This window comes from Pseudomonas sp. UBA7500 (assembly GCF_002478435.1).
In the GTDB taxonomy this organism is placed as follows: domain Bacteria; phylum Pseudomonadota; class Gammaproteobacteria; order Pseudomonadales; family Pseudomonadaceae; genus Aquipseudomonas; species Aquipseudomonas palmensis.
Genome location: NZ_DLNW01000024.1, coordinates 1 through 26,382, shown reverse-complemented (window position 1 = coordinate 26,382; position 26,382 = coordinate 1). Strand labels below are relative to the sequence as shown.

The 26,382-nt window shown below is 66.1% G+C and carries 16 protein-coding genes and 1 pseudogene; 10 read left to right on the top strand and 7 right to left on the bottom strand.

Features of this window, described 5'->3' with window-relative positions:
* Positions 1 to 3 precede the first annotated feature (3 nt).
* From B4I46_RS11255 to B4I46_RS11240, 4 genes are all read left to right on the top strand, one after another.
* The gene (locus B4I46_RS11255) at positions 4 to 1,461 is read left to right on the top strand and encodes a gamma-aminobutyraldehyde dehydrogenase (RefSeq protein ID WP_043860648.1); all 1,458 of its coding nucleotides are present in this window, start codon (positions 4 to 6) and stop codon (positions 1,459 to 1,461) included.
* 269 nt (positions 1,462 to 1,730) lie between these two features.
* Complete coding sequence (locus tag B4I46_RS11250; protein ID WP_043860647.1) at positions 1,731 to 2,888, top strand: iron-containing alcohol dehydrogenase; 1,158 nt, start codon at positions 1,731 to 1,733, stop codon at positions 2,886 to 2,888.
* A gap of 10 nt (positions 2,889 to 2,898) precedes the next feature.
* Positions 2,899 to 4,230, top strand: coding sequence for an APC family permease (locus B4I46_RS11245; protein WP_043860646.1), 1,332 nt, complete (start codon positions 2,899 to 2,901; stop codon positions 4,228 to 4,230).
* A 122-nt stretch (positions 4,231 to 4,352) separates the two neighbouring features.
* Entirely contained in the window at positions 4,353 to 5,777 is a 1,425-nt protein-coding gene (locus tag B4I46_RS11240; protein WP_286900209.1) for a gamma-aminobutyraldehyde dehydrogenase, read from the top strand.
* Between the two features lie 94 nt (positions 5,778 to 5,871).
* On the opposite strand, the gene B4I46_RS11235 is transcribed toward B4I46_RS11240, so the two are convergent.
* Both B4I46_RS11235 and B4I46_RS11230 read right to left on the bottom strand, forming a co-directional pair.
* Positions 5,872 to 8,802 carry a membrane-targeted effector domain-containing toxin gene (locus B4I46_RS11235; protein ID WP_286900206.1) on the bottom strand — a complete coding sequence of 977 codons (2,931 nt, stop codon included), beginning with the start codon at positions 8,800 to 8,802 and terminating at the stop codon, positions 5,872 to 5,874.
* A gap of 131 nt (positions 8,803 to 8,933) precedes the next feature.
* A complete protein-coding gene (locus B4I46_RS11230) occupies positions 8,934 to 11,834 on the bottom strand; it encodes a membrane-targeted effector domain-containing toxin (RefSeq protein ID WP_236176983.1) in 2,901 nt (966 codons plus the stop codon).
* Positions 11,835 to 12,049: 215 nt separating this feature from the next.
* Here B4I46_RS11230 and B4I46_RS11225 point away from each other — a divergent pair, with 215 nt between their 5' ends.
* Together B4I46_RS11225 and tadA are read left to right on the top strand one after the other, a co-directional pair.
* Positions 12,050 to 13,432: a multicopper oxidase family protein gene (locus B4I46_RS11225; protein ID WP_043860642.1), complete on the top strand. Its 1,383-nt coding sequence runs from the start codon at positions 12,050 to 12,052 to the stop codon at positions 13,430 to 13,432.
* A complete protein-coding gene (gene tadA, locus B4I46_RS11220) occupies positions 13,432 to 13,914 on the top strand; it encodes a tRNA adenosine(34) deaminase TadA (RefSeq protein ID WP_054915054.1) in 483 nt (160 codons plus the stop codon). The genes B4I46_RS11225 and tadA overlap by 1 nt, the downstream gene beginning before the upstream one ends.
* 84 nt (positions 13,915 to 13,998) lie before the next feature.
* Here tadA and mltF read toward each other — a convergent pair whose 3' ends face one another.
* On the bottom strand, positions 13,999 to 15,459 hold the full coding sequence (gene mltF, locus B4I46_RS11215; protein ID WP_043860640.1) for a membrane-bound lytic murein transglycosylase MltF: 1,461 nt from the start codon (positions 15,457 to 15,459) through the stop codon (positions 13,999 to 14,001).
* A gap of 236 nt (positions 15,460 to 15,695) precedes the next feature.
* On the opposite strand from mltF, the gene purL reads away from it, so the two are divergent.
* Both purL and B4I46_RS11205 read left to right on the top strand, forming a co-directional pair.
* Positions 15,696 to 19,595, top strand: a complete 3,900-nt coding sequence (purL, locus tag B4I46_RS11210) for a phosphoribosylformylglycinamidine synthase (protein ID WP_286900201.1) — start codon at positions 15,696 to 15,698, stop codon at positions 19,593 to 19,595.
* A 2-nt stretch (positions 19,596 to 19,597) separates the two neighbouring features.
* On the top strand, positions 19,598 to 19,909 hold the full coding sequence (locus tag B4I46_RS11205; RefSeq protein ID WP_054915053.1) for a YqfO family protein: 312 nt from the start codon (positions 19,598 to 19,600) through the stop codon (positions 19,907 to 19,909).
* Positions 19,910 to 19,955: 46 nt separating this feature from the next.
* On the opposite strand, the gene tatC is transcribed toward B4I46_RS11205, so the two are convergent.
* Genes tatC through tatA form a run of 3 tightly spaced genes read right to left on the bottom strand, consistent with a single transcriptional unit; the run spans position 19,956 to position 21,198 of the window.
* Positions 19,956 to 20,702: a twin-arginine translocase subunit TatC gene (gene tatC / locus B4I46_RS11200; RefSeq protein WP_286900199.1), complete on the bottom strand. Its 747-nt coding sequence runs from the start codon at positions 20,700 to 20,702 to the stop codon at positions 19,956 to 19,958.
* On the bottom strand, positions 20,699 to 20,986 hold the full coding sequence (gene tatB / locus B4I46_RS11195; RefSeq protein WP_078480098.1) for a Sec-independent protein translocase protein TatB: 288 nt from the start codon (positions 20,984 to 20,986) through the stop codon (positions 20,699 to 20,701). Before tatB ends, tatC begins: the two co-directional genes overlap by 4 nt.
* Positions 20,986 to 21,198, bottom strand: coding sequence for a twin-arginine translocase TatA/TatE family subunit (gene tatA, locus B4I46_RS11190; protein WP_043860635.1), 213 nt, complete (start codon positions 21,196 to 21,198; stop codon positions 20,986 to 20,988). The genes tatB and tatA overlap by 1 nt, the downstream gene beginning before the upstream one ends.
* A gap of 141 nt (positions 21,199 to 21,339) precedes the next feature.
* Between tatA and gspK the strand changes: the two genes are divergently transcribed.
* Positions 21,340 to 22,305 (top strand): type II secretion system minor pseudopilin GspK, encoded by a 966-nt coding sequence (gene gspK / locus B4I46_RS11185; RefSeq protein ID WP_054915050.1) that lies wholly within the window; start codon positions 21,340 to 21,342, stop codon positions 22,303 to 22,305.
* Between the two features lie 21 nt (positions 22,306 to 22,326).
* Here the strand turns inward: gspK and B4I46_RS11180 are convergent.
* Positions 22,327 to 24,407: pseudogene (locus B4I46_RS11180) on the bottom strand (PhoX family protein).
* Positions 24,408 to 24,635: 228 nt separating this feature from the next.
* On the opposite strand from B4I46_RS11180, the gene B4I46_RS11175 reads away from it, so the two are divergent.
* Positions 24,636 to 26,276, top strand: coding sequence for a lipoprotein UxpA (locus tag B4I46_RS11175; RefSeq protein ID WP_258662205.1), 1,641 nt, complete (start codon positions 24,636 to 24,638; stop codon positions 26,274 to 26,276).
* Positions 26,277 to 26,382: the final 106 nt, after the last annotated feature.

The following is a 26,382-nucleotide window of genomic DNA, read 5'->3' as shown; positions in this document are numbered from 1 at the left end:
CACATGCCAGTCGCGCAGACCCCGTTGTCCACCGCACTCCTGATCGATGGCGAACTAGTCGCAGGCGAGGGCGTCGTCGAGCCGATCCTCAACCCGGCCACCGGCCAGGTGCTGACCCCTATCGCCGAAGCCAGCGCCGAGCAGACCGAGGCCGCGATCCTGGCCGCCCACCGCGCGTTCGCCGGCTGGGCCCGCACCACGCCGCAGCAGCGCTCCAACCTGCTGCTGGAGATCGCCAGTACCATCGAGCAGCACGCCGACGCCTTCGCCCGGCTCGAAGCGCTGAACTGCGGCAAGCCGCTGCACCTGGCGCGCAAGGATGATCTGAGCGCCACCGTCGATGTGTTCCGCTTCTTCGCCGGCGCGGTGCGCTGCCAGACCGGTCAGCTCAGTGGCGAATACGTACCCGGCTATACCAGCATGGTGCGCCGCGACCCGATCGGGGTGGTGGCATCGATCGCGCCGTGGAACTACCCGATCATGATGGCCGCCTGGAAGATCGCGCCGGCCCTGGCCGCAGGCAACACCCTGGTGTTCAAGCCGTCCGAGCACACCCCGCTGTCGATCCTGGCCCTGGCGCCGGCGCTGGCGCGGATCCTGCCGCGCGGGGTGATCAACATCATCTGCGGCGGTGGCGAGAACGTCGGCGCTCACCTGGTCGGCCACCCCAAGGTACGCATGGTCTCGCTGACCGGCGATATCGTCACCGGGCAGAAGATCCTCTCCACAGCGGCCAAAACCCTCAAGCGCACCCACCTGGAACTGGGCGGCAAGGCCCCGGTGATCGTCTGCGACGATGCCGACCTGCAGGCGGTGGTCGAGGGCGTGCGTGCCTATGGCTACTACAACGCCGGGCAGGACTGTACCTCGGCGTGCCGGGTCTACGCCCAGGCCGGTATCCACGACCGGCTGGTGGCCGAACTCGGGGCTGCGGTCAGCAGCATTCGCTATGCCGGCGCGCACGATGCCGACAACGAGATCGGCCCGCTGATCAGCACGCGCCAGCGCGACCGGGTGTCCAGCTTCGTCGAGCGCGCCCTCAGCCAGCCGCACGTGGAGTGCGTCACCGGTGCGGCGATGCATGCCGGGCCCGGGTTCTACTACCAGCCGACGCTGCTGGCAGGCTGCCGGCAAACCGACGAGATCGTCCAGCGCGAGGTGTTCGGCCCGGTGGTCACCGTGACCCGTTTCGACGAGCTGGCCCAGGCCGTGGACTGGGCCAACGACTCCGAATATGGCCTGGCCTCGTCGGTGTGGACCCAGAACCTGGACAAGGCCATGCAGGTGGCGGCGCGCCTGCAGTACGGCTGCACCTGGATCAACAGCCATTTCATGCTGGTCAGCGAAATGCCCCACGGCGGGCTCAAGCGCTCGGGCTACGGCAAGGACCTGTCCAGCGACTCGCTGCAGGACTACAGCGTGGTGCGGCACATCATGGCGCGCCACGGGCAGCACCTGTAGGCCGCTACCCCCGGTGCACGGGGAGCATTCGATTTAATCGAATGCTCCCTTGAGTTTTTAGTAATTGTCGATCCGCTACCCGTGTCTTAGTGTCTGGCCCCATACCGGCCTGTGCCCACCGTGCAGCGCCTGGACAAGCGGTCCATCGGCTTCGGCGATCGGCTACCGCCACAACAATAACCAGACACCCACCGCCCAGGCGGCCCCTCTGACTCGTCTGCCATAACTACAACATTGCAAGTGCGCCCCAGTGCGAGAGGAACCTACCGATGCAATTCCAGTTTCTGTTACCCACCAAGATCGTCATGGAACCTGGCCTGCGCCAGCGTACCGGCGAGCACCTGACCGACCTGGGCCTGCGCCACGTGCTGCTGGTCACCGACCCGGGCGTGAAGAACGCCGGCCTGCTCGACAGCATCTATACCAGCCTGGACAAGGCCGGCGTGCGTTATGACGAGATCGTCGACGTCAAGCCCAACCCGCGCAGCGAAGACGTCAACCGCGCCGCCGAGCTGTATCGCGGCAAGGGCATCGATGGCGTGCTGGCAGTGGGTGGCGGCAGTGCGATGGACGCGGCCAAGGCGATCAGCGTACTGCTGACCCACGACGGCAAGGTCGAGGACTACGAAGGTGCCTTCACCCTCAAGGGCCCGGTGCTGCCAATCGTGGCGATCCCGACCACCGCAGGCACCGGCAGCGAGGTCACGTTCTTCTCGGTGATCACCGACACCCGCCGCCAGTTCAAGATGAGCATCCTGGACTACCGCATCGGCCCGGTTCTGGCGCTGCTCGACTCGGACATCACCGCCACGCTGCCGCCGCACATCGCCGCCGCCACCGGCATGGACGCGCTGACCCACGCCATCGAGGCCTACACCGGCAAGCCGGCCAACCCGATCAGCGACGGCCTGGCCCTGCATGCCATTCGCCTGATCGCGCAGTACCTCAAGCCCGCCGTGCAGGAGCCGGACAACCGCGAGGCCCGCGAACAGATGCTGATCGCCAGCCTGATTGCCGGCATGGCCTTCGGCAATGCCGACATCGCCAGCGTGCACTGCATCTCCGAAGCCATCGGCGGCATGTACGACACCCCGCACGGGGTGGGCAACGCGATCTTCCTGCCGTTCGTGTTCAGCCATAACCGCGACGCCGACCTGCGCCGCCATGCCGATGTCGCCTATGCCCTGGGCATCGACCCCAATCTTGGCGCCAGCGCTGCCGCCGAAGCGGGCGTGGAGCAGTTGTTCCGCATGAACCGCGAGCTGGGTATTCCGCGTTTTGCCGATGTGGCCGGGGTGCGCGAGGAGGACTTCCTGGCCATCGCAGAGAAGTCCAAGAGCAACATTTCCGATGCGAGCAACGCCAAGGAGATGTCAGTCGAGAGCTACCTCGACGTGATCCGCGCCGCCTACACCTACGCAGCCTGAGGCCCTAACCATGAGCGCATCGACTTCCTCCGCGCACCTGCGCCGGACCCTCGGGCCGGTGTCCGTGCTGTTGTTCGGCCTGGCCTTCATCGCCCCGCTGATCGTGTTCGGCACCTATGGCGTGATCGCCCAGGCCAGCCAGAACACCGTGGCGCTGTCCTATGTGGTGGCCTCCATCGGCGTGATCTTCACCGCCCTGAGCTACGGGCGCCTGGTGCGGATCTTCCCGGCGGCCGGTTCCGCCTACACCTACACCCGCAAGGTGTTCAACCCTGGCATCGGCTTCATGGTCGGCTGGGCCGCGCTGCTGGACTACTTCTTCATCCCGATGCTGATCTGGCTGCTGGGGGCCAGCTACCTGAGCCTGGCGTTCCCGGATGTACCGCAGTGGTGCTGGATCACCGGCTTCATCGTTTCCACCACCTTGCTCAACATCCTGGGCATTCAGGTCGCCAACCGCTTCAACATCATCCTGATGCTGATCCAGCTGACCATCATCGCGGTGTTCATCGCGCTGTGCTGGCACTACGTGTCGGCCATCAACGGCCCGGGCGGTCTGCTCTCGGTCAAGCCGTTCTTCAATGCCGACGTGCCGTTCTCGGCCACCATGGCCGGGGCCGCGATCGCCGCCTATTCGTTCCTGGGCTTCGACGCGCTGTCGACCCTGAGCGAAGAAACCGTCGAGCCCGAGCGCACCATCCCGCGTGCCATCCTGCTGGTGGCCCTGATCGGCGGCAGCCTGTACGTGGGCTCCTCGTACTTCATGTACCTGGCGCACCCGGCGGGCCTGTTCGAGAACATCGACGGCGCGGCCTTCGAAATCGCCAAGACCATCGGTGGCGACCTGTTCTTCGGCGTGGTACTCACCGGCATCATCATTGCCCATTTCGCCGCCGGCCTGTCGTTCCAGGCCAGCGTGGGGCGTCTGCTGTATGCCCTGGGCCGCGACAACCAGCTGCCGCAGAAACTGTTCGGCGTGCTGCACCCGCGCTACAGGACCCCGGTATTCAACATCGCCCTGTGCGGGGCCTTCGGTTTCGTCGGGTTCGGCCTGACCATCGCCACGGCTACTTCGCTGGTCAACTTCGGCGCCTTCCTGGCCTTCACCTCGGTCAACCTGTGCGCACTGAAACTGACCTTCGACCGCAGCATCGGCGACAAGGCCGGCGTGGTCCGCGGGGTGATCTTCCCCCTGGCCGGCGCCTTCACCTCGGGCTGGATGTTGATCAGCCTGGATGCCGACGCGCTGATTCTCGGCTGTTGCTGGGTGCTGCTGGGGCTGGTGTACCTGGCCTGGCGCACCCGGCTGTTCAGCACGGCAGTGCCTGAAGCCGCACTCTGAACCTGCGGGCGCCCGGCGCCTGCCCCCCCTGTAATGCTCCCCCTGTGCGCAGCCCGGCTGCGGGCACGGGGCGCTTGCGACTTTTTTATGGCGGCGGCCAACCTCGCCGCACAGGAGAACCCATGCAAACCTGCCTGCTGATCAATGGACAACTCATCGCCGGTGAAGGCGAAACCCTGGCGGTGCTCAACCCGTCACTGGGGGCCACGCTGGTGGAGATCCCCGAGGCCAGCCTGGCCCAGGTCGATGCCGCGGTGTGCGCTGCGGATGCGGCGTTCGACAGCTGGTCGAAGACCACCCCCAAGGACCGTTCGCTGCTGCTGCTCAAACTGGCCGATGCGATCGACGCCCACGCCCCGGAGCTGGCGCGCCTGGAAGCGGACAACTGCGGCAAGCCCTACGCGGCGGCGCTCAACGACGAGCTGCCGGGCGTGGCCGACGTGTTCCGCTTCTTTGCCGGTGCCAGCCGCTGCCTGCAAGGCAGTGCCGCCGGCGAGTACCTGGAAGGGCACACCTCGATGATCCGCCGCGACCCGGTGGGCGTGGTGGCCTCCATCGCACCGTGGAACTACCCGCTGATGATGGCCGCCTGGAAGCTCGGGCCGGCCCTGGCCGCAGGCAATACCGTGGTGCTCAAGCCGTCCGAGCAGACGCCGCTGACCACCCTCAAGCTGGCGCAACTGATGGCGGAGATTTTCCCGGCAGGCGTGGTGAACGTGGTCTTCGGCCGCGGCCCGAGTGTCGGCAAGCCCCTGACCGGGCACCCCAAGGTGCGCATGGTGTCGTTGACCGGCTCGGTGGCCACGGGCAGCCGCATCATCGCCGGCACCGCCGACAGCGTGAAACGCATGCACATGGAGCTGGGCGGCAAGGCCCCGGTGATCGTGTTCGATGATGCCGATATCGATGCCGTGGTCGAAGGCGTGCGCAGCTTCGGCTTCTACAATGCCGGCCAGGACTGCACCGCCGCCTGCCGCCTGTATGTGCAGAAGGGCGTGTACGCGGCGTTCGTGAAGAAGCTCGGCGAGGCGGTGGCCAGCATCCGCTACGGCCTGCAGGACGACCCTGACACCGAGCTCGGGCCGCTGATCACCCAGCAGCATCTGGAGCGCGTGGAAGGCTTTGTGCAGCGCGCCCGCGAGCAGTCGCACATTGAGGTGGTGACCGGTGGCCAGCGTGTCGCCGGGCCAGGGTTCTTCTTCGAGCCGACCGTACTTGCCGGCGCCCGGCAGGACGACGAGGTGGTGCGCCATGAGATCTTCGGCCCGGTAGTCACGGTCACCGCCTTCGACGACGAGGCCCAGGCCCTGGCGTGGGCCAACGATTCGGACTACGGCCTGGCCTCCTCGGTGTGGACCCGCGACGTGGGCCGCGCCCACCGTTTGGCCGCACGCCTGCAATACGGCTGCACCTGGGTCAACACGCACTTCATGCTGGTCAGCGAAATGCCCCACGGCGGCGCCAAGCTTTCCGGCTATGGCAAGGACATGTCGATGTATGGCCTGGAGGACTACACCACCGTGCGCCATGTGATGTTCAAGCACTAGTTGACGCACCAGGCCTAGCGGCCCGGTTGCCGCGAGGCGAAAGCAAGGGCAAGGCCAGGCGGCCTTGCCCTTTTTCATCGCCGCCTGCCTGGCGTCACAGCGGCACGTACTTCAAGCCGTACCGGGACAGCTGGAAGGCCATTTCCGACAGGTCCGGCAGGCGTCGCTTGTCCAGCCATGGCCAGCTGGCGCGTTCGATGTAGATGAACTCACCGTCCCTTGCGATGGGCGTGTAGTGCAGCGCCAGGTCCTTGCTGCGGTGTATCAGGGTCATCTTGCCGTCGATGTCCTTGAAGCCGAACGCCCCCGGTTTGGCCAGCCGGCCTTCCAGTGTGCCCGAGGCCGAGGGCGGCTGGGCAATCGGCACCTGCAGGCGCAGGTCGCCCTGCACGCGGGTTTCGCGGATACCGTCGTCCACTGCGTAAAGCCCCGGGTCGCGGCCGACGCTTGCGCTGCTGCCGATTTCGATGTCCTCGACGCGCACACCGATCACACCTTGCAGTTCGCTGACCCCGGGCACGCTCTCGAAGGTGTTGGCGTGGGTGTTGCCCATCAGTGCAACCCATTTGCCGGCGCCATGGGCAGCCTGGTCGGCAGCGATTACGCGGTGGGCGAAGAAGTTCATCATCTTCTGGCGAATCGCGGGTGGTCGGGGGCCCATCCATGCCTGGCGGTAACTGGCCATGCAATCGATGGCCTGTATCCGGATGCCCTGTTTCTGCGCGCTCCTGAGCACCTGCATGAAGGTGTAGCGCTGGGCGGGGTCGGTGTGCCAGCCGCGGTCCAGATCGGTCACGTAGGTCTTGAGTGCCTGGGGCATCTGCCCGGTCTGGTTGAACAGGTCCAGGTCGGCCTGCTGGAAGTCGGTCATCAGGTGCTCCATGTACAGCACCCGCACCTTCTGCTGCTTGAGCAGGGCTATGTTCTCGATCAGAAACTGCTTGCTGCCCAGTTGTGAATGGGCTTCGCCGACCACCAGGCCCTCGCTGTTTTCGTACACGCTGCGAATGATCTGCCTGGCGCTGGCATCGGCAGCCAATGTTGGCAGCGGTGGCCGCTGCGGCAGGCTTGCGGTGCTGAAAAACGCTTCGGCGTCGTCGACCAGCAGGTCGCGCAAGGTGCGAAATTGCGCGTAGGCCTGTTCGCGGGCGGGGTTGTTGGGGGAGAACGTGCGCCCGCTCAGGTTCGACTCCTCGCCACCGTTGGAGGCCTTGAGCAATTCGGACTGCAGCGCCTTGTCGACTTCATAGGGGGTGGGCACGCGTTCCGGGCCGGGCGTGGGTACCTGGGCCTGGCCCCAGAGCTTGAGACGAAAGCGTGGCGCCCCGCCTTTCAGACCCTGCTCCAGCGGTTGCCATACGCCTTCGTCGTTCAGGCCAATGGGCACGTTGCGGTAGAACGAGTAGGGGTTTTGCGGGTCGACCACCGCCCATGAACGCAGCTCGCCGATGTAGCGAACGTGATAGGGGAACCCGTCTATCTGGGCATAGAAGCCATCGTCCAGGGTGTAGATACCCTGGAATTTGCCGCTGCCGGTGGCGTGCCCGTCCAGCAGCACGTTGGTTTCGAACGGGGCCAGCAGTTGCGAGCGCTCGGCCGGTATCAGCGGCGCAGGCGCCCACTCGGCGAGTTCCGCCGGGGTGGCCATTGGCGTGTGTTCGGGCTCGACGGGTGCAGCCTGCGTGCCCGCGTCCAGGCTGGGTTCGATCTCGGCGATTTCACCGGTGACGGCCGGGCCTGCGAGCAGGGTGGCATTGAACAGCGTGTTGATGGCCGCCAGCACGGCGCCGATCACGCCGGCCTTGCGTTGGGCAGTGGTGTGCCCGTTGACCGCCTGATCGATGTTCAGGCCGGTTTCGGCCAGCCCGGCGCCCACGGCAGCCAGCGCTACCGGCCAGTCGACCGCGGCCATGGCACTGGCGAAGGTGCCGAAGGCCTTGAGGTAGCCGATCCACAGTTGCTTGCGCAGGTCGGCGTTGGAGCGCAGCGAGAAGTGCGCATCGTCGATCATGCGCTGACGCGCTGCATCGCGCAGGTGGGTGAACCCATCGCCATGCACGGTCGTGTTCGACTGGTTGAGTGCGTCGTGACCGTTGCCGCCCCAGTTGTTGAACAGCACGTCGATCAGGTGCTCGAGCCCCACCGCGCTGGCTTTTTCGCCGTGGTCCGCAAGGGCGAAGTGGGTCATGAAGCGTGCGCGGTTCTGCGCCGCATTGGTGTTGTGCAGCACCCACCAGTACAGCTCGCTGTGGTTGGCGAACAGGTGCAGGGCGTCGACCTCGCCCGGGATGTAGAGCAACTGGTAACCGTCGTCGAGTTCCACCCGCAGGATATCGGTGGCCACATGGCCGCCGATGTCGAAGGTGCACAGGCGCACCCCCGCCACCGGCCTGGCCTGTTGTTGCAACTGGCTCAGCGAGGGCGGCCAGCTGGCGTCACCGGCCAGGGCAGTGGCCACCCGCCGCAAGCGTGCCAGGCGGGCGGGGTCGGTCTGGTGCGCGCAGGTTTCGAGCACCTTGCTCAAGAAGTTGGCCTTGGCCAGGGTGCGGAAGTTGTCCGAATGACGGGCCCAGAAGCGGGTCAGGTCCTGGTGGAAGGCGCTGCAGAAGTCGACCTTCCACAGCTCGTCGAGTACCTCGCGCGGGGCCATCGGCACTTCATCGCGCTCATCGAACAGGCCTGTGCCCGGCCCGCGGCTGTAGAAGCCGGTGCGGTAGCCGAGCAGGTCGGCGTTGTCCTGGTCGTTGACATCGAAACGCTGCATCACCAGTTGCGGCAGTGTCAGCGATTCGCTGGGCGGGCCGAGGTGTTCCCAGCCGCTGAAGGTGCGCGGGCTGCTATGCGCGGTGTTGAACCGGTGCAGGTACACCGCGTCCGGGTCCAGCGTGCTGCGGGTGTGTTTCTTCAGGATATGGCTGGCGATTTCGCGGGCCATCTGGCGCATGTCGGGGCAATGCTTGACCAGTTGTCGGGCCAGGTTCTGCAGCTGTTCGTGGTCGTGGGTCTGTTGGGCGGTCAGGGGCATGGCGATACTTCCGTGTCAGGGGCGAGGGGCCAGCTTGGCCGGGGGCGGCGAGCAGCGTGCGGTAAGTAAGTAGTGCGGGCCGCCCAGCCAGCCCGGCCCGTTCAGGCAGCAAGCAAAGCTGGGCGGCGCCGTTACAGTGGCACGAAGGTCAGCCCGTTGGATGTCACCAGGGTCGACAGTTGCGCCAGGCTTGGCATGCGGCGCTTGTCCACGCGTGGCCAGCTCGCCCGATCGATGTAGTAGAACGTGCCGTCTCGTTGGATGGGGGTGTAGTGCAGCGTCAGGTCCTTGCTGCGGTGGATCATCTGCAAGGTCCCCTCCACCTGGGTGAAACTGAAGGAGCCCACAGCGCGCAGCTTTTCTTCCAGGGTGCGTGCCACGCCGTGTGCGGGAGCAATGGGCACCTGCAGCAGCAGGTCGCATTTGACCGCCGCCAGGTTGGCCGACTGGTCGGGTTGGATACCGGGGTCCACGCCGAATCGCACAGGCAGCCCGCACTCGATGTCTTCGATGCGCAGGCCGATGGCGCCCTGCAGCTCGGCAAGCCCTGGCACGCCGTCAAACGTATTGGTGTGGGTGTTGCCCACGAAGGCGATCCACCTGCTGGGGTGCAGGGCCTGGTCTGCTGCAATGACCCGATGGGCAAAGAAGTTCATCATCTGTTGCCGGATCGGGCCCGGCGGGGTGGCCAGCCAGGCCTGACGATAGCTGGCCATGCAGTCGATGGCCTGGAGGCGGACCTGGTTGGCCTGTGCGGTGAGCATCACCTGCTGGAAGGTATAGCGTCCGCTGCTGTCGGTGGCCTGGCTTCGGTCCAGTTCGGCCACATAGTCGCGCAGGTGCTGGCTCATGTTGCCTGTGCGGTTGAACGCATCGAGGTCGGCCTGGTGAAAGTCCGTCAGCAGATGCTCCAGGTACAGCACCTTGACCTTCTGCTTGCGCAGTTGCGCCATGTTGTCGATCAGAAAGCGTTTGCTGCCCAGGTGTGCGTGGCATTCGCCGATCACCACGCCGTCGCAGCGGGAGTAGCAACCACGCAGGATCTGCTTGGGCGCCGGGTTGCTTTCGAACAGCGGCAGTTGCGGGCGTGGCGGCAGCTCCACCGTGCTCAGATACTCCTTGGCATCGTTCAGCAGCTTGCTGCGCAGCTTGCGAAACAGGTCGCAGGCTTCTTCCAAGTGTGGCTGATTGGCCCGGTAGGTAATGCCGCTGAGCTGTTCGTCATCCACCGAACGCAGCTGTGCCTGCTGGCGTGGGAGCAACTCGTAGGGCGTGGGGATACGTTCGGCAGGGGGTGGCGCGTAGTCGCTGCGGCCCCACAGTTTCAGGCGAAAGCGCGGTGTACCCCCCAGAAGGCGGCCCTGTGCGACGGGCTCCCACTGCTGTTGCGCATTGAGCCGGATGGGCACGTTGCGGTAGAACGAAAAGGGCGCGTTCGGGTCGATCACCACCCAGCTCTTGAGCTCGCCCACGTACCGCACCTGGTAGGCGAAATCGCCGATCGCTACATAGAAACCGTCGGCCAGCGAGTAGATGCCCTGCATCTTGCCGACCCCGGGTTTCTCGCCGTCGAGCAGGGCATTGGTCTCGAAGGTGGCCAGGCGCTGGGAAGCCGGTGTCGGTCGCAGGGGGGCGGGTACCTGGGCGTCAATATCCTCGGCAGTGGCAAGGGGTTCGTCCTCGGCCTCCACATAGGGCTCGGCGACGGCGGGCACCTCGCCGTCGACCCGTATCACTTCACCGGTCTCCTCGCCGAGCAGCGTCGCGTTGAACAGCGTGTCGATGCAGGCCAGTACGGCGCCGATGACGCCCGCCTGGCGTTCGGCAGTGGTGTGGCCGTTGATCGCCTCGTCGATGGACAGGCCGGTCTCGCCAAGCCCTGCGCCCACGGCAGCCAGTGCAACCGGCCAGTCGAAGGCGGCCATTGCCCCGGCGAACCGGGTAAAGGCGTGCAGGTCCGCCACCCACATCTGTTTGCGCAGGTCGGCGTTGGAGCGCAGGGCGAAGTGCGCGTCGTCGCTCATGCGCTGTCGCGCCGCATCGCGCAGGTAGCTGAATGCATCCTGGTCGACCGGCTTGTTCAGCAGGTTGATGGCATCGTGTGCGCTGCCGGCCCAGTTGGAGAACAGCAGGTCGATCAGATGCTCGAGCCCGACCCCGGCGGGGTTTTCGGCATGGCTGGACAACGCGAAGTGGGCCATCAGGCGCGCGCGGTTATCTGCGGCATTGGTGTTCTGCAGCACCCACCAGTAAAGCTGCGCAGGGTTGGCAAACAGGTGCAGGGCCGTGACCTCGCCGGGCATGTACAGCACCTGGTAGCCATCGGGCAGCACGGCACGCAGCATGTCGCTGGCGACGTAGCCGCCGATGTCGAAGGCATGCAGGCGCACCCCCTGGTCGGGAACATGCGTTTGCTGCAGTTGTTCGAGGGTGGGCGGCCAGTCGGTGACGCCGGCCAGTGCCCGGGCCAGCAGGCGGTAGCGTTTGCGCTGTTCGGGCAGGTCTGCGTGTTCGCAGGCTTCCACCACCTTGCTCAGGAAGTTGGCCTTGGCCATGCTGCGAAACGCCTCTGCACTGTCGGCCCAGAACGCCTGCATCTTCTGTTTGAAGACCGAGCTGAAGTCGATCTGCCAGAAGTAGCGCAGCACATCGGCCGGTGCCATGGGGACTTCGTTGCGTTCGTCGAACACCCCGGCATGCGCGCCTTCGCGGTAGAAGCCGGTGCGGTAGCCGAGCAGGTCGGCGTTGTCCTGGTCGTTGGCGTCGAAGCGCTGCATCACCAGTTGCGGCAACGTCAGCGACTGGTAGGGCAGCTCACGGTGCTCCCAGCCGCTGAAGCTTCTGGGGTTGGACTGGGCCGCCTTGAAACGGTGCAGGTACACGGTGTCCGGATCGAGGCTGCTGCGGGCGAACTTCTTCAGGGCGTCGACGGCCACCTCACGGGCCATCTGGCGCATGTCCGGGCAGTTGACGACGAGCTGGCGCGCAATGTCCTGAAGCTGCGCGCGTTGTGGGTTGGGGGGCTGGGGCATGGCGATCCTTCCTTGGTCTGGGCCATGGCAGGATGGGCTGGCTCTAGCGGGCAGGTGCGGTAGATAGTGCTGCGCGGGTGGGTGCGGCATCGTGTGCCGCTGCCGGGGCAACTCTTCACTTAAAGTTTCGCAAATGCAGGTGTATCGTATTCGCCCTTACCGCCAGCCCGGTCATGGCTGGCAGGCTGTTTTCGCGATACGAGGTGCCTGTTCCGATGTCCTTTACCCGTCGACAAATGCTCAAGGGGCTGACTGGCCTGGTGGTGGTTGGCCTGGGCGCCGGGGGCGCCGCACGTTACTGGATGGGCAAGGTCGAGGACGAGCAGGCCGGGCATGACTATGAACTGATCGCCGCGCCGCTGGACGTCGAGCTGGTGGCCGGGCACACCACCCAGGCCTGGGCGTTCGGCCCGTCCGCGCCGGGCACCGAGCTACGGGTGCGCCAGGGGCAGTGGCTGCGGGTGCGGTTCATCAACCACCTGCCGGTGGCCACCACCATCCACTGGCACGGTATCCGCCTGCCGCTGGAAATGGACGGCGTGCCCTACGTGTCGCAGCTGCCGGTGCTGCCGGGCGAGTACTTCGACTACAAGTTCCGCGTGCCGGATGCCGGCAGCTTCTGGTACCACCCCCACGTCAACAGCAGCGAAGAGCTGGGCCGCGGCCTGGTCGGCCCGCTGATCGTGGAGGAGCGCGAGCCCACCGGTTTCAAGCACGAGCGCACCCTGAGCCTGAAGAACTGGCACGTGGACGAGCAGGGCAACTTCGTCGAGTTCAGCGTGCCGCGCGAAGCGGCCCGTGGCGGCACCGCAGGGCGCCTGATCACCATCAACGGGCAGCCCGACGCGGTGGTGGAAATGCCCGCCGGGCAGATCGTGCGGGTGCGCCTGCTGAACCTGGACAACACCCTGACCTACCGCATCAATCTCAAGGGCGACTTCGAGGCGCGTATCTATGCGCTGGATGGCAACCCGATCACCCCGCGCCCATTGGGCAAGGACTACTGGCTGGGCCCCGGCATGCGCATCTGCCTGGCCATCCGCATGCCGGCAGCCGGTGAGGAGCTGTCGCTGCGCGACGGCTCGGTGCGCCTGGGCACCCTGCGTTCGGTGGCCAGCAGCGAGGCACCGGGCGACTGGCCACCGGCGCTGCCGGCCAACCCCATCGCCGAGCCGGACCTGGCCAACGCCGAGAAGATCAACTTCAATTTCGAGTGGGTAGGCTCGGTGTCGGTCAATACCGAGAACGGCAAGCCGCCAAGCCTGTGGCAGATCAACGGGCAGGCCTGGGACATCACCGACAAGACCTGTTCCGACCGGCCGATCGCCACCTTGAAGAAGGGCAAGAGCTACATCTTCGAGCTCAAGAACATGACCCAGTACCAGCACCCGATCCACCTGCACGGCATGAGTTTCAAGGTGCTCAGCTCCAATCGCCACAAGATCCCGGAGCAGTACTTCACCGACACCTACCTGCTGGGCAAGAACGAGCGGGCGCAGGTGGCGCTGGTGGCGGATAACCCCGGCACCTGGATGTTCCATTGCCACGTGATCGATCACATGGAAACCGGCCTGATGGCCGCCATCGAGGTGGCGTGATGCGTCAGCCGCAGATCATCGACCGCAGCCGCGACCAGCACTTCATGCGCCTGGCGCTGGAGCTGGCGGCGCAGGGGGCTGCATTGGGCGAGGTGCCGGTGGGCGCGGTGCTGGTGCAGCACGGCGAGGTGATCGGGCAGGGCTTCAACTGCCCGATCAGCGGCAGCGACCCCAGCGCGCACGCCGAAATGGTGGCCATTCGCGCGGCGGCGCAGGCGGCCAGCAACTACCGGCTGCCGGGCAGCACGCTGTATGTGACGCTGGAGCCGTGCAGCATGTGCGCCGGGCTGATCGTGCATTCGCGGGTCAACCGCGTGGTGTTCGGGGCCCTGGAGCCCAAGGCCGGGATCGTGCAGAGCCAGGGGCAATTCTTTACCCAGGGGTTTCTGAACCACCGGGTGCTGTTCGAGGGCGGGGTGCTGGCCGAGGAGTGCGGGGCGATTCTGACCGAGTTCTTCAGGGCTCGGCGGGCCAAGGCCTGATAACCGTGGTGTGACCATCGCGGGTCAAGCCCGCTCCCCCGTTGTTGCGGGAGCGGGCCTGGCCCGCGATACAGGCGCTGCAAACTAGAGCGGCGGCGAAGCGTCGGCCGGCTTGGTCTTGTTGACCCCCGGCACATGCAGGTTGCCTTCGGCCACCTGGCTGCCCTCCAGCTGCGGCTGGGTCACCCAGGTCAGGATGTCGTAGTAGCGCCGGATGTTGGCCACGAAATGCACCGGCTCGCCGCCACGGGCATAGCCGTAGCGGGTCTTGCTGTACCACTGCTTCTGCGACAGGCGCGGCAGCATCTTCTTCACGTCCAGCCACTTGTTCGGGTTCAGCCCCTCGCGCTTGGCCAGCTTGCGTGCATCGTCCAGGTGGCCGCTGCCCACGTTGTAGGCGGCCAGGGCAAACCAGGTGCGGTCCGGCTCCTCGATGTCGTCATCGAGCTCCTTCTTCACATGCATGAAGTACTTGGCCCCGCCCTCGATGCTCTGGCGCGGGTCGAGCCGGTTGGACACGCCCATGGCCTGGGCGGTGCGCTGGGTCAGCATCATCAGCCCGCGCACGCCGGTCTTGGAGGTGACCTCGGCCTGCCACATCGACTCCTGGTAACCGATCGCCGCCAGCAGGCGCCAGTCCACCTGTTCCTTCTTGGCCGAGGTCTTGAAGTGGTTCTCGTAGCGCGGCAGGCGCTGCTGCAGGTGCTGGGCGAAGGTGTAGGCGCCGACATAGCCGAGCACGTCCACGTGGCCGTAGTAGCGGTCCTTGAGCCGTTGCAGGGTGCCGTTCTTGTGCACCTTGTCGATGAATTCGTTGATTTCGTTGAGCAGGCTGTTGTCTTCGCCGGCCGCCACCGCCCAGCGCTGGTCGCGCCCGTCGCCCAGGTCGAAGGCGACCCGCACGTTGGGGAAGTACACCTGGTTCATCGCCACTTCGTTGGAGTCGACCAGGGTCAGGTCGATCTGGCCCTCGTCGACCATGCGCAGCAGGTCGACCACCTCGACCTGGTCGGATTCTTCATATTGCAGGGCCGGGTACTGTTTTTTCAGCTCTGCCAGCTGTTCGGCATGGCTGCTGCCCTTGAGTACCAGAATGCGCTTGCCGACCAGGTCGCCGGCGTCGGTGGGGCGGGGCTTGCCGTTGCGGTAGATGATCTGCGGGGTGACTTCGAGATACGGGTGGGAAAAACGTACCTGCTGCTTGCGCTGCTCGCTGCTTACCAGGCCCGCTGCCGCCAGCACCGGGCCGTTCGGCTGGCCGAGCTGGTTGAACAGGTCGTCGAGGTTGTCGGCGGTCTCGATCTGCAGCTTCACGCCCAGGTCGTCGGCAAAGCGCTGGACCAGCTCGTACTCGAAGCCGGTTTCGCCGTTGCGGTCCTGGAAGTAGGTGGCCGGGCTGTTGCGGGTGATCACGCGCAGCACGCCGTCCTCCTTGACACGCTCCAGGGTGCTGGGTTTTTCAACACAGGCACCGAGCATCAGGAAGAGTCCGGTTGCGATGAGCCATTTGGCACAACGCTGGCGCAAAGCAGTCTGGGCAAACATAGGGTGCAGTATACGCAAAGGACCTGCCGCGCCATATCTCGACAACATCCGGCTTGTCTGCTAGCACAGCCCGATAAAACCGCGTCGGGACGGGTTTTTGTCATCTCGTGAAGCACTCTTGTCGGCTTGCCGACATTCGGCCTGTCGCCGATGCAGCGTTTCGGGTGCCGTCGGCGGCGGTTTAGGCTAGAATGCACGGCCTCTAAGCACACCCCCTTCCTGAGGCTGTCCCGACGATGTTGATCCTGCGCGGCGCTCCTGCCCTTTCTGCCTTTCGCCACGGTAAATTACTCGAGCAACTGAGCCAGAAAGTCCCCGCTGTTAGTGGTTTGTACGCTGAATTCGCCCATTTCGCCGAGGTTGACGGCGAGCTGAGTGCCGACCAACAGCATGTGCTCGCGCGCCTGCTCAAGTACGGCCCGAGCGTGCCGGTACAGGAGCCCAGCGGTCGCCTGTTCCTGGTCATGCCGCGTTTCGGCACCATCTCGCCCTGGTCGAGCAAGGCCAGCGACATCGCCCACAACTGCGGCCTGGAGAACGTCAAGCGCCTGGAGCGCGGTACTGCCTTCTATGTCGGCGGTGAACTGAGCGAGGCCGATGTGGCCGCCGTCGCCGAGCTGCTGCACGACCGCATGACCCAGATCGTGCTGGGCAGGCTCGAAGAGGCCGCCGGCCTGTTCAGCCATGCCGAACCCAAGCCGCTGACCGCCGTCGACATCCTCGGCGGTGGCCGCGCCGCGCTGGAAAAAGCCAACGTCGAGCTGGGCCTGGCCCTGGCCGAAGACGAGATCGACTACCTGGTCACCAGCTTCCAGGGCCTCAAGCGCAACCCGCACGACATCGAACTGATGATGTTCGCCCAGGCCAACTCCGAGCACTGCCGCCACAAGATCTTCAACGCCAGTTGGGATATCGACGGCCAGAGCCAGGAAAAAAGCCTGTTCGGCATGATCAAGAACACCTACCAGATGCACAGCGAAGGCGTGCTGTCCGCTTACAAGGACAACGCCTCGGTGATCGTCGGTTCCACCGCCGGGCGCTTCTTCCCGAACCCTGAAACCCGCCAGTACGGTGCGGTGCAGGAGCCGGTGCACATCCTGATGAAGGTCGAGACCCACAACCACCCGACCGCCATCGCGCCGTTCCCGGGGGCCTCCACCGGTTCCGGCGGCGAGATCCGCGACGAAGGTGCCACCGGTCGCGGCGCCAAGCCCAAGGCCGGCCTCACCGGCTTCACCGTGTCCAACCTGCAGATCCCGGGCTTCGAACAGCCGTGGGAAAAGCCCTACGGCAAGCCGGAGCGCATCGTCACCGCGCTGGACATCATGATCGAAGGCCCGCTGGGCGGCGCGGCGTTCAACAATGAATTCGGGCGCCCGGCACTGACCGGTTACTTCCGTACCTTCGAGCAGTCGATCAACACCCCCCACGGCGAAGAAGTGCGCGGCTACCACAAGCCGATCATGCTCGCCGGCGGCATGGGCAACATCCGCGAAGGCCATGTGCAGAAGGGCGAGATCACCGTCGGCGCCAAGCTGATCGTGCTCGGCGGCCCGGCCATGCTGATCGGCCTGGGTGGCGGTGCTGCCTCGTCGATGGCCACCGGCGCCAGCTCTGCCGACCTCGATTTCGCCTCGGTACAGCGCGAAAACCCGGAAATGGAACGCCGCTGCCAGGAGGTCATCGACCGCTGCTGGCAGCTGGGCGATGCCAACCCCATCGCGTTCATCCATGACGTCGGCGCGGGCGGCCTGTCCAACGCCTTCCCCGAGCTGGTCAACGACGGCGGCCGTGGCGGTCGTTTCGAGCTGCGCAACGTGCCCAACGACGAGCCGGGCATGGCGCCGCTGGAAATCTGGAGCAACGAGTCCCAGGAACGCTACGTGCTGGCGGTCGACGCCAAGGACCTGGAGCGTTTCACCGCCATCTGCGAACGCGAGCGCTGCCCGTTCGCGGTGGTCGGCGAAGCCACTGCCGAACCGCAACTGACCGTCACCGACAGCCACTTCGGCAACAGCCCGGTGGACATGCCGCTGGAAGTGCTGCTGGGCAAGGCCCCGCGCATGCACCGTTCGGTCAGCCGCGAAGCCGAGCTGGGCGACGATTTCGACCCGAGCACCCTGGACCTCGCCGACTCGGTACAGCGCGTGCTGCGCCACCCGGCCGTGGCCAGCAAGAACTTCCTGATCACCATCGGTGACCGCACCATCACCGGCCTGGTCGCCCGCGACCAGATGGTCGGTCCATGGCAGGTCCCGGTGGCCGACGTGGCCGTCACCGCCACCAGCTTCGACGTGTACACCGGCGAAGCCATGGCCATGGGCGAGCGCACCCCGCTGGCTCTGCTCGACGCCCAGGCGTCCGGGCGCATGGCGATCGGCGAGACCCTGACCAACATGGCGGCCTCGCGCATCGGCAAGCTGTCCGACATCAAGCTGTCGGCCAACTGGATGTCGGCTGCCGGCCACCCCGGTGAAGACGCGCGCCTGTACGACGCGGTCAAGGCCGTGGGCATGGAACTGTGCCCCGAGCTGGGCCTGACCATTCCGGTGGGCAAGGACTCGATGTCCATGAAGACCCGCTGGGAAGATGAAGGTTGCGAGAAGACCGTGACCTCGCCGATGTCGCTGATCGTGACCGGCTTTGCCCCGGTTATCGACATCCGCAAGACCCTGACCCCGCAACTGCGCATGGACAAGGGCGAAACCGACCTGATCCTGATCGACCTGGGTCGCGGCCAGAACCGCATGGGCGCCTCGATCCTGGCCCAGACCCACGGCAAGCTCGCCAGCCAGGCACCGGACGTCGACGACGCCGAAGACCTCAAGGCGTTCTTCGCGGTGATCCAGGGCCTGAACGCCGACGGTCACCTGCTGGCCTACCACGACCGCTCCGACGGCGGCCTGCTGGCCACCGCGCTGGAAATGGCCTTCGCCGGCCATTGCGGGCTGAACCTGGAACTGGACACCCTGACCGGCAAGCGCGAGAAAGTCGCGGCCATCCTCTTCAACGAAGAGCTGGGTGCGGTGATCCAGGTGCGTCAGGACGCCACCCCGGACGTGCTGGCCCAATTCAGCGCCGCCGGCCTTGGCGAAGACTGCGTGGCGGTGATCGGCAAGCCGGTCAATTGTGCCGACGTGGCCATCAGCCTGAACGGCGAAGTGCTGTTCACCGGCGACCGCCGCCTGCTGCAGCGCCAGTGGGCCGAGACCAGCTACCAGATCCAGCGCCTGCGCGACAACGCCGACTGCGCCGACCAGGAGTTCGACGGCCTGCTCGAGGAAGACAACCCGGGCCTGAGCGTCAAGCTGGGCTTCGACGTCAACCACGACATCGCGGCGCCTTACATCAAGAAGGGCATTCGCCCACAGGTGGCGGTACTGCGCGAGCAGGGCGTCAACGGCCAGGTGGAAATGGCTGCGGCGTTCGACCGTGCCGGCTTCAACGCCATCGACGTGCACATGAGCGATATCCTCGCCGGTCGTGTCGACCTGAACGAGTTCAAGGGCATGGTTGCCTGCGGCGGTTTCTCCTACGGTGACGTGCTGGGTGCCGGTGAAGGCTGGGCCAAGTCGGCGCTGTTCAACAGCCGCGCCCGCGACGCCTTCCAGGGCTTCTTCGAGCGTAGCGACAGCTTCACCCTGGGTGTGTGCAACGGTTGCCAGATGATGTCCAACCTGCACGAGCTGATCCCGGGCAGCGAGTTCTGGCCGCACTTCGTGCGTAACCGCTCCGAGCAGTTCGAGGCGCGCGTGGCGATGGTCCAGGTGCAGGAGTCCAACTCGATCTTCCTGCAGGGCATGGCCGGTTCGCGCATGCCGATCGCCATCGCGCACGGTGAAGGGCATGCCGAGTTCGCCAGCGAAGAGGCACTGCTGGAAGCCGACCTGTCCGGTTGCGTGGCCCTGCGTTTCGTCGACAACCACGGCAAGGTCACCGAGACCTACCCGGCCAACCCGAACGGTTCGCCGCGCGGGATCACCGGCCTGACCAGCCGCGACGGGCGCGTCACCATCATGATGCCGCACCCTGAGCGGGTATTCCGTGCGGTGCAGAACTCGTGGCGCCCGGATGACTGGAACGAAGACGCCGCCTGGATGCGCATGTTCCGCAACGCGCGGGCCTGGGTGAACTGAGGGTGTTCAAACTCGCCTTCTTCGTGCCGCCCAGCCATGTGGAGCAGGTCAAGGCCGCAGTGTTCGCCGCCGGTGGCGGACGCATCGGCGCCTACGACAGCTGTGCGTGGCAGGTGCTGGGCCAGGGCCAGTTCCGTCCGTTGAGCGGCAGCCAGCCGTTCATCGGGCAGAGCGGGGTGGTCGAGCAGGTCGAGGAGTGGCGGGTCGAGCTGGTGGTGGACGATGCGCTGGTGGGGCCGGTAGTCGCGGCCCTGAAGGCGAGCCACCCCTACGAGACCCCGGCCTACGAGGTCTGGCAGCTCGCTGATTTCTGATTGGCAGGTCTGCCTCTTCGCCGGCCTTGCCGGTGAAGAGGTCCGATCAGGCAACCTCCATCGTCTGCTCCTGCTTGCGCTGCACCCCCGCACACGCCAGCAACCCCACTTCAAACAGTATCCACATCGGCACCGCCAGCAAGGTCTGTGAAAACACGTCCGGCGGGGTCAGCAGCATGCCCACCACAAAGCATCCGACGATCACGTAAGGCCGGCTCTTGCGCAGTGTCGCCACATCCGTCACCCCCGCCCACACAACGATGAAGGTGGCCACCGGTATCTCGAACGCCAGCGCGAACGCCAGAAACAGCGCCAGGATGAAGTCCAGATACAGGCTGATGTCGGTCATCATCGACACCCCGGCCGGGGTCACGCTGGCAAAAAAACCGAACATCATCGGAAACACCACGAAGAACGCGAAGGCCATGCCGGCATAGAACAGCACGATGCTCGATACCAGCAATGGCAAGGCGATGCGCCGTTCCTTGCGGTACATCCCCGGTGCCACGAACCCCCACACCTGGTGCAGCAGCACCGGCATGGCGACGAACAGCGCAGCCATAAGGGTCAGCTTGAAGGGCGCCAGGAACGGCGAAGTCACGCTGGTCGCGATCATGCTCGCGCCTTCGGGCAGGTAACGGCGCAAGGGTTCGGATACGGCGGTATAGAGGGTCTGGGCGAACGGGAACAAACCCAGGAACACCAGCATGACGGCCAGCAGGCAGCGCACCAGGCGCCGCCGCAGTTCGGTCAGGTGGGCGGTCAGGGGCATGCCCGCTTGGGTATCAGTCATGGGCAGGGTCCATTGGTCGAAGTCGGGGTCGGCTGCGCCTGCAGGTTCACGCCCTGGCGCAGTTCCTGTTCCAGACGCCGCAGTGGCTCGGCATCCAGCTCCTGGGTCAGTGCCTGGGTGTCGAGCTCACGCTCCACCTGTGCACGCAGCGCCCCCATGGCACGCCTGGCCTGGCCCACGCCACGTCCCACGGTGCGCATTGCCACCGGCAGGCGTTCGGGGCCCAGCACCAGCAGCGCGACCACGCCCACCAGCAGCAGCTCGGTAAAGCCGATCTCGAACATCAGCTGCGTTGTTCCGGTTGCCCCTGCTGTACCTGCTGCACCGGGGCAGGGGCATCCGGGGTGTCGGCCTGCGGGCCGTTGCCCATGGATTTGCGAAAGCCCTGGATCGCCTCGCCCACGTCCGCGCCCAGGCCCTTGAGGCGCTTGGTGCCGAACAGCATGAACACGATCATCAACACGATAACCAGTTGCCAGATCCCGATACCGCCCATGTGAAGCACTCCAAGGTCATGAAAAAGAAGGGTTTATCCTGCCTGCGCTTTATGACGCAAAGGTGACGGGCAACGCCTTTGCCATGTGCCTGAAACATCCGCCGTGTTGACTGGCCGCTCTTTGGCAGAGGTAGCGTGACGATGGGTGGCAAGCGACAGCAGGGCGCGGCATTGCTGATGGTGCTGGTGGTGCTGGCGATGATCGCCGGTGGCCTGGCATGGCTGGTACAGGAGGGGCGCGCCCAGGTCGATGCGGTGCGCCTGGTGCAGCAGCGCGTGCAGGCGCGTGGGCTGGAGCGGGCCGGGCTGGCCTTTGCCGAGCAGGCCCTGCAAGACCCCAGCTGGCGTGCCAGCCCGCTGTTCTGGCAGGCGCTGCGTGGCCAGGCGCTGCCGTATGCGTTCGACGGCGGTTCGGCGACCCTGCGCATCCGCGACCTGCACACCTGTTTCAACGTCAACAGCCTGGTGGGCGAGGATGCCGAGCGTGCCGAACGCCAACTGCAGTACCTGCTGGGCGGCGACATGGCGGCCGCCCAGCTGGCCCAGGCCCTGGCCGACTGGATCGACAGCGATCACCAGGCGCGTCGCGAGGGCGCCGAGAACGATCATTACCTGCGCCAGTCGCCGCCGCGCCTGGCGGCCAACCAGCTGATGCTGGACATGAGCGAGTTGAACCTGCTGCTGGGCCCCGACCCGCAACGCCAGGCCCGTTACCCGCAGCTGTGTGCATTGCCCGAAACCACGCACTGGCGGCTCAATGCGAATGCGCTGAGCCTTGAACAGTTGCCGTTGCTGGAGGCGCTGTATGAGGGAAGGATGAGCCGCTCACTGCTGAGCCGGGTGGTCACTGCACGCCCGGCCACCGGCTACCGGGATGCCGGCGCCTTGCGCCAGGCACTCGGTGCGCTGGACGATGCGACCTTCGAACGCTTGAGTGAGGGGTTGTTGCTCAACAGCGGGGACTTTCTGTTGCAGCTGGAGATCGAGCAGGACGCTCACGTGCTGCGCAGCCAGTACCAGGTACATGCCCGTGGCGTGGTGCAGTGGCATGCCCTGGTGCCGGTGCAGCAGGTGCGGGTAACCCGGCGCGAACCGCTGCCCTGGTGAGGGCAGCGGTGCCGGTCGGGTCTAGACGCCGATTTCACCGCCATCGTTGCGCTGGATCACCACTGTCGAGGCGCGTGGGCGCACGGTGGTGCCGGCGGGGGTGACGGTGGTTGCGACGTCGGTCGACGGCCAGTTCTCCGGGTGCTGGATGTTGACGAAGATCGACTTGTTGTCCGGCGTGAAGGCGATGCCAGTCACCTCGCAGCCGTTGGGGCCGACGAAGAAGCGGCGCAGGTCGACCTGGTTCTGGGCATTGATCGGCACCTGCTTGCCGCTGGCATCGACCAGGTCGGTGGGGATCACCGCCAGCATCTGGTCGTTGGTGTAGTCGGTCAGGGTCGATTCGCCGTTGTCGGTCTGGAACCACAGGATGCCGCGGCTATCGAAGCTCATCCCGTCGGGGCTGGCGAACTGGTTGAGTTCGGTCAGCCCCGAGCGGTTGATGTCGGCGCTGCCGGCGGCGTTGGCGCCGAACACGAAGATGTCCCAGGTAAAGGTCAGGTGGTCGTCGCTGTCGTGCCAGCGGATGATGTGGCCATGCTTGTTCGGCCCGCGCGGGTTGGCGTTGTCGACAGTGGCCGGGGTGCGCTTGCTGTTGTTGGTCAGGGTCAGGTACACGTCGCCGTTGAGCGGGTTGACCGTGGTCCACTCCGGACGGTCCATAGGCGTTGCGCCCAGGGCATCGGCGGCGCCACGGGTGTTGAGGATGATGCCCGGCAGGTCGGTGTATAGCGCGCCCAGGGTGGTGCCGGCCTTGGTGGTGGTGGCGACGTCCAGCAACAGCCAGTGGCCGCTGCCGTCGGCGTCGAAGCGCGCCACGTACAGTTTGCCGTCGTCCATGTACTTGGCACCGGTAGCCAGGCGGTTGCTCGGGTTGGCGTCGGCGGTGTCCCACAGGGCGGTGGAGACGAACTTGTAGAGGTACTCGTTGTTGGAGTCGTCGCCCATGTAGAACACCACCGGCTTGCCGGCTACCGGCAGCGCCGGGCAGCAGCCTTCATGGCGGAAACGCCCCAGGGCGGTGCGCTTGACCGCACGGGTGCTGGCGTCATAGGGGTCGATCTCGACGATGTAGCCGTAGGTGCTGGCTTCGTTGCGGTAGTCGTCGGTGGCCGTCGCGCCGGTGGGGTCAAGGATGAACCGGGTGAACTCGCCGTCCACTTCGCTGGCATCGCCGGCGGCACTTTCCCAGGCGTAGTTGCCCTTGCTGGTGCTCACCCCGATGCGGCGCTGATCGTCCGGCACGGCGCCGCTGGTGTTGACGAAAATTCCTGGCCAGTTCTCTTCGCAGGTGAGGTAGGTGCCCCACGGGGTGAAGCCATTGCCACAGTTGTTGTTGGTGCCGCGGGCTTGGGTACCGGTGTTGGAGAACACGGTCTTGACGTGGTCGCTGCCGCGCAGCGGGCCGGCCAGGTCCATCAGCGTGGCGGTGGTGAAGCGGCGGTTGAGCGGGTCGTTGTCGACCACTTGCCAGCGTCCGTTGACCTTGCTCAGGCGCACCACGCCGGCACCGTGGGCGTTGATTTCCTTGCGCACTTCCTCGGCCGGGCGCTTGCCGCTGCCGTCCACGGTCGGGCCGGCCGGGTGCAGGGCGTCGGCATCGATGTACTCGAAGTTGATCGCCAGCAGGCCGTCGTCGGAGCTGCCGTTGATGGGGAAGAAATGCATGCCGTCATGGTGCATGCCCATGGCGTTGGCCTGGTCGGCGGCAGTGTTGGTGCCGTCGCTTTTCCACGGGTTGCCCGCGCTGTTCAGCGGTGTACCCCAGGGTGCCAGCACGTAGGCGCTGTAGCCGTCGGCGACCACGCAGGCGTCGGTGCGCGAACCGGCGATGGAGTTGAAGCCCAGCTTGAGTTTCGGTTTCTCGGGTTCCACCGGAGGGGTCGGCTTGTGGCTCCAGCCCCCGCCCCCGTCGAANNGGGCCGCGACCCCCCGCCGCTGTCGAAGCAGCCGCTCAGGCCTGTCCCTGCAATCATCGCGATCGCGGCACCGAGGCTGCCGCGCACCACGCTGCGGCGGCTCAGGTAGGCATCCAGGACAGTCGCCATTGGCAGGTTGCCACTGGTGTTGCGGTCCAGGTTGTCGCCGGTGTCTCGACTCATCTCTTCATATCCTTGTTGGGTGAAGTGGCTTCTACGGAAACCGGCACTGTAGAGAGCGAGTGTGATGATTGATTGGCAGTTTTGTGAACAGACCTTTAAGGAAATGAATCCTTACCATTTGATTTGGATGGGGTTTTGTACGCCCTGTCGAATAACTGCCATCAAACTGTAATCCCCTCGCCGCACTATCCGCTGCGACAGTTGATCAGCCCGAGGGCGATGGAGTAGATGGCGAGCATGTACAGACGCGATGTGTTGGGCTGGATGGGCGTTGGCGCAATGGCGCCGCTGCTGACCGCCTGTTCCAGCCTGGCCACACCGTCGACGGCAGAGGCCGGCACGGTGGAGCTGCTGTATTTTGCCGACACCCTGGATGCGCGCCAACCCGGCATGCCCGTGGTGCCGGCGACGCGCCTGGGGCCGGTGAGCCACCTTGGCAAGGCACCGTGGATGAGCGGTATCAATGCCCGCCAGGGGCGTGCCGAGCTCAACCCGCTGCTCGACGCCAGCCTTGCCGAAGGCGTACAGACCGGCGGGTATGCGGTGTTGGGTGCCCTGCTCGAACAGCTGCGCGAGGCGGCGGGGCGGGGCAACTGCCTGACCCTGGAAAATGGCCAGGGCTGGAACGGCAGTGGCCTGGCCTACCTGACCCAGGGCGCTAGTGGCGTGCAGGGCAGCCGGATGCTGGGCAGCGAGGTACGCGTGAGCAGCGATGAGCGGGTGCTGTGGCCGCGCCAGTGCGCCGGCCTGTATCGCCAGTACGGTCAGGCCGTGCTTGGTGCGGGGCTGGCCCCCGAACGCGCCCAGGCCCTGGGCACGCCGGCCTTCACTGTGCTGCACCGCGGCGGCGTGCGGGTGGCGGTGGTCGGCATTACCGACCCGTACGCCCGCGACCAGAACGCATCCCTCAAACAGTGGTATCAGGCGCTGCTGCCGGCCTTCGAACAGGCACGCCAGGCGGCGGACCTGGTGATCGCCCTGGCGGACGTGGGCACCGGCCCCGGGCTGTGGCTGGCCGAGCGTCTGAGCGATGCCGACCTGCTGCTGTGCGCCCGTGGCCAGGACCTGTGGCCGCAGCCTGTCTCGGTACTGCAGGCCAGCGGCAAGCAGGTGCCGGTGCTGCTGGCCGGCAACCGTGCCAGCGGCGTGTTCGCGGTGAACTGCCTGCATTGCGACGGGCGCTGGCAGTTCACCGCGCAGTTTCATCCCGCCTTCGAACACCGCCTCACGCCGGCTGCCCGCGCGCGGGTCGAGCCGTTGCGCGCGCAGTTGCAGCAACAGCGCGCCGGGCATGCCGCCTGGCTCGACCAACCCCTGGCACAGGCACCGCAAAACCTGTGGCGACGCGATACCCGTGGCGGCAGCTGGGACAACCTGCTGCACCAGGCGCTGGCCGATGACAGCGGGGCACCGGTGCTGTTGCCGGGGCTGCGCTACGACAGCCCGCTGGCGGCCGGCCAGCCGATCACCCGCGAACACCTGATCAGCCTCACCGGCAGCTACCCGGCCCCGGTGGTGCAGGTGCCGGCACGCCAGGTACAGCAGGTGCTGGAAAACGCTGCCGAGCAACTGTTCGGCACGCCGCTGCTGCTCGACAACAGCCAGGATTTGCCGCGCTGGTTTGGCGCGCCCTGGCAGGTCAGCTACAGCCCGGGCGGCAAACGGGTCTCCGGGGTAGCCGCACAGGATGGCCAGTGCCGCACCTTCGGCCTGCAATTCGACAGCGACGCCGGCGAGCCACTGTGGCAGCGGGTGGAAGCATGGCTGGCGCAGCAGCCCCCGGGCTGGCAGTTGCCGCCGCTGGCCCTGCCGCAGGTGCGTTACGTCCAGGGCCACCCTGGCTGGCACCCGCGCGGGCTGGCCAGTTGATCAGCCCGGGCCGCGTGCTCGACGGCGTGCTGTTGAGCCTGGCCGGCTGGCTGGCTGCGCAGTGCGTGCTGCTGGCCGCCCGCGAGCCGCTGCCGGCGCCGGCCGC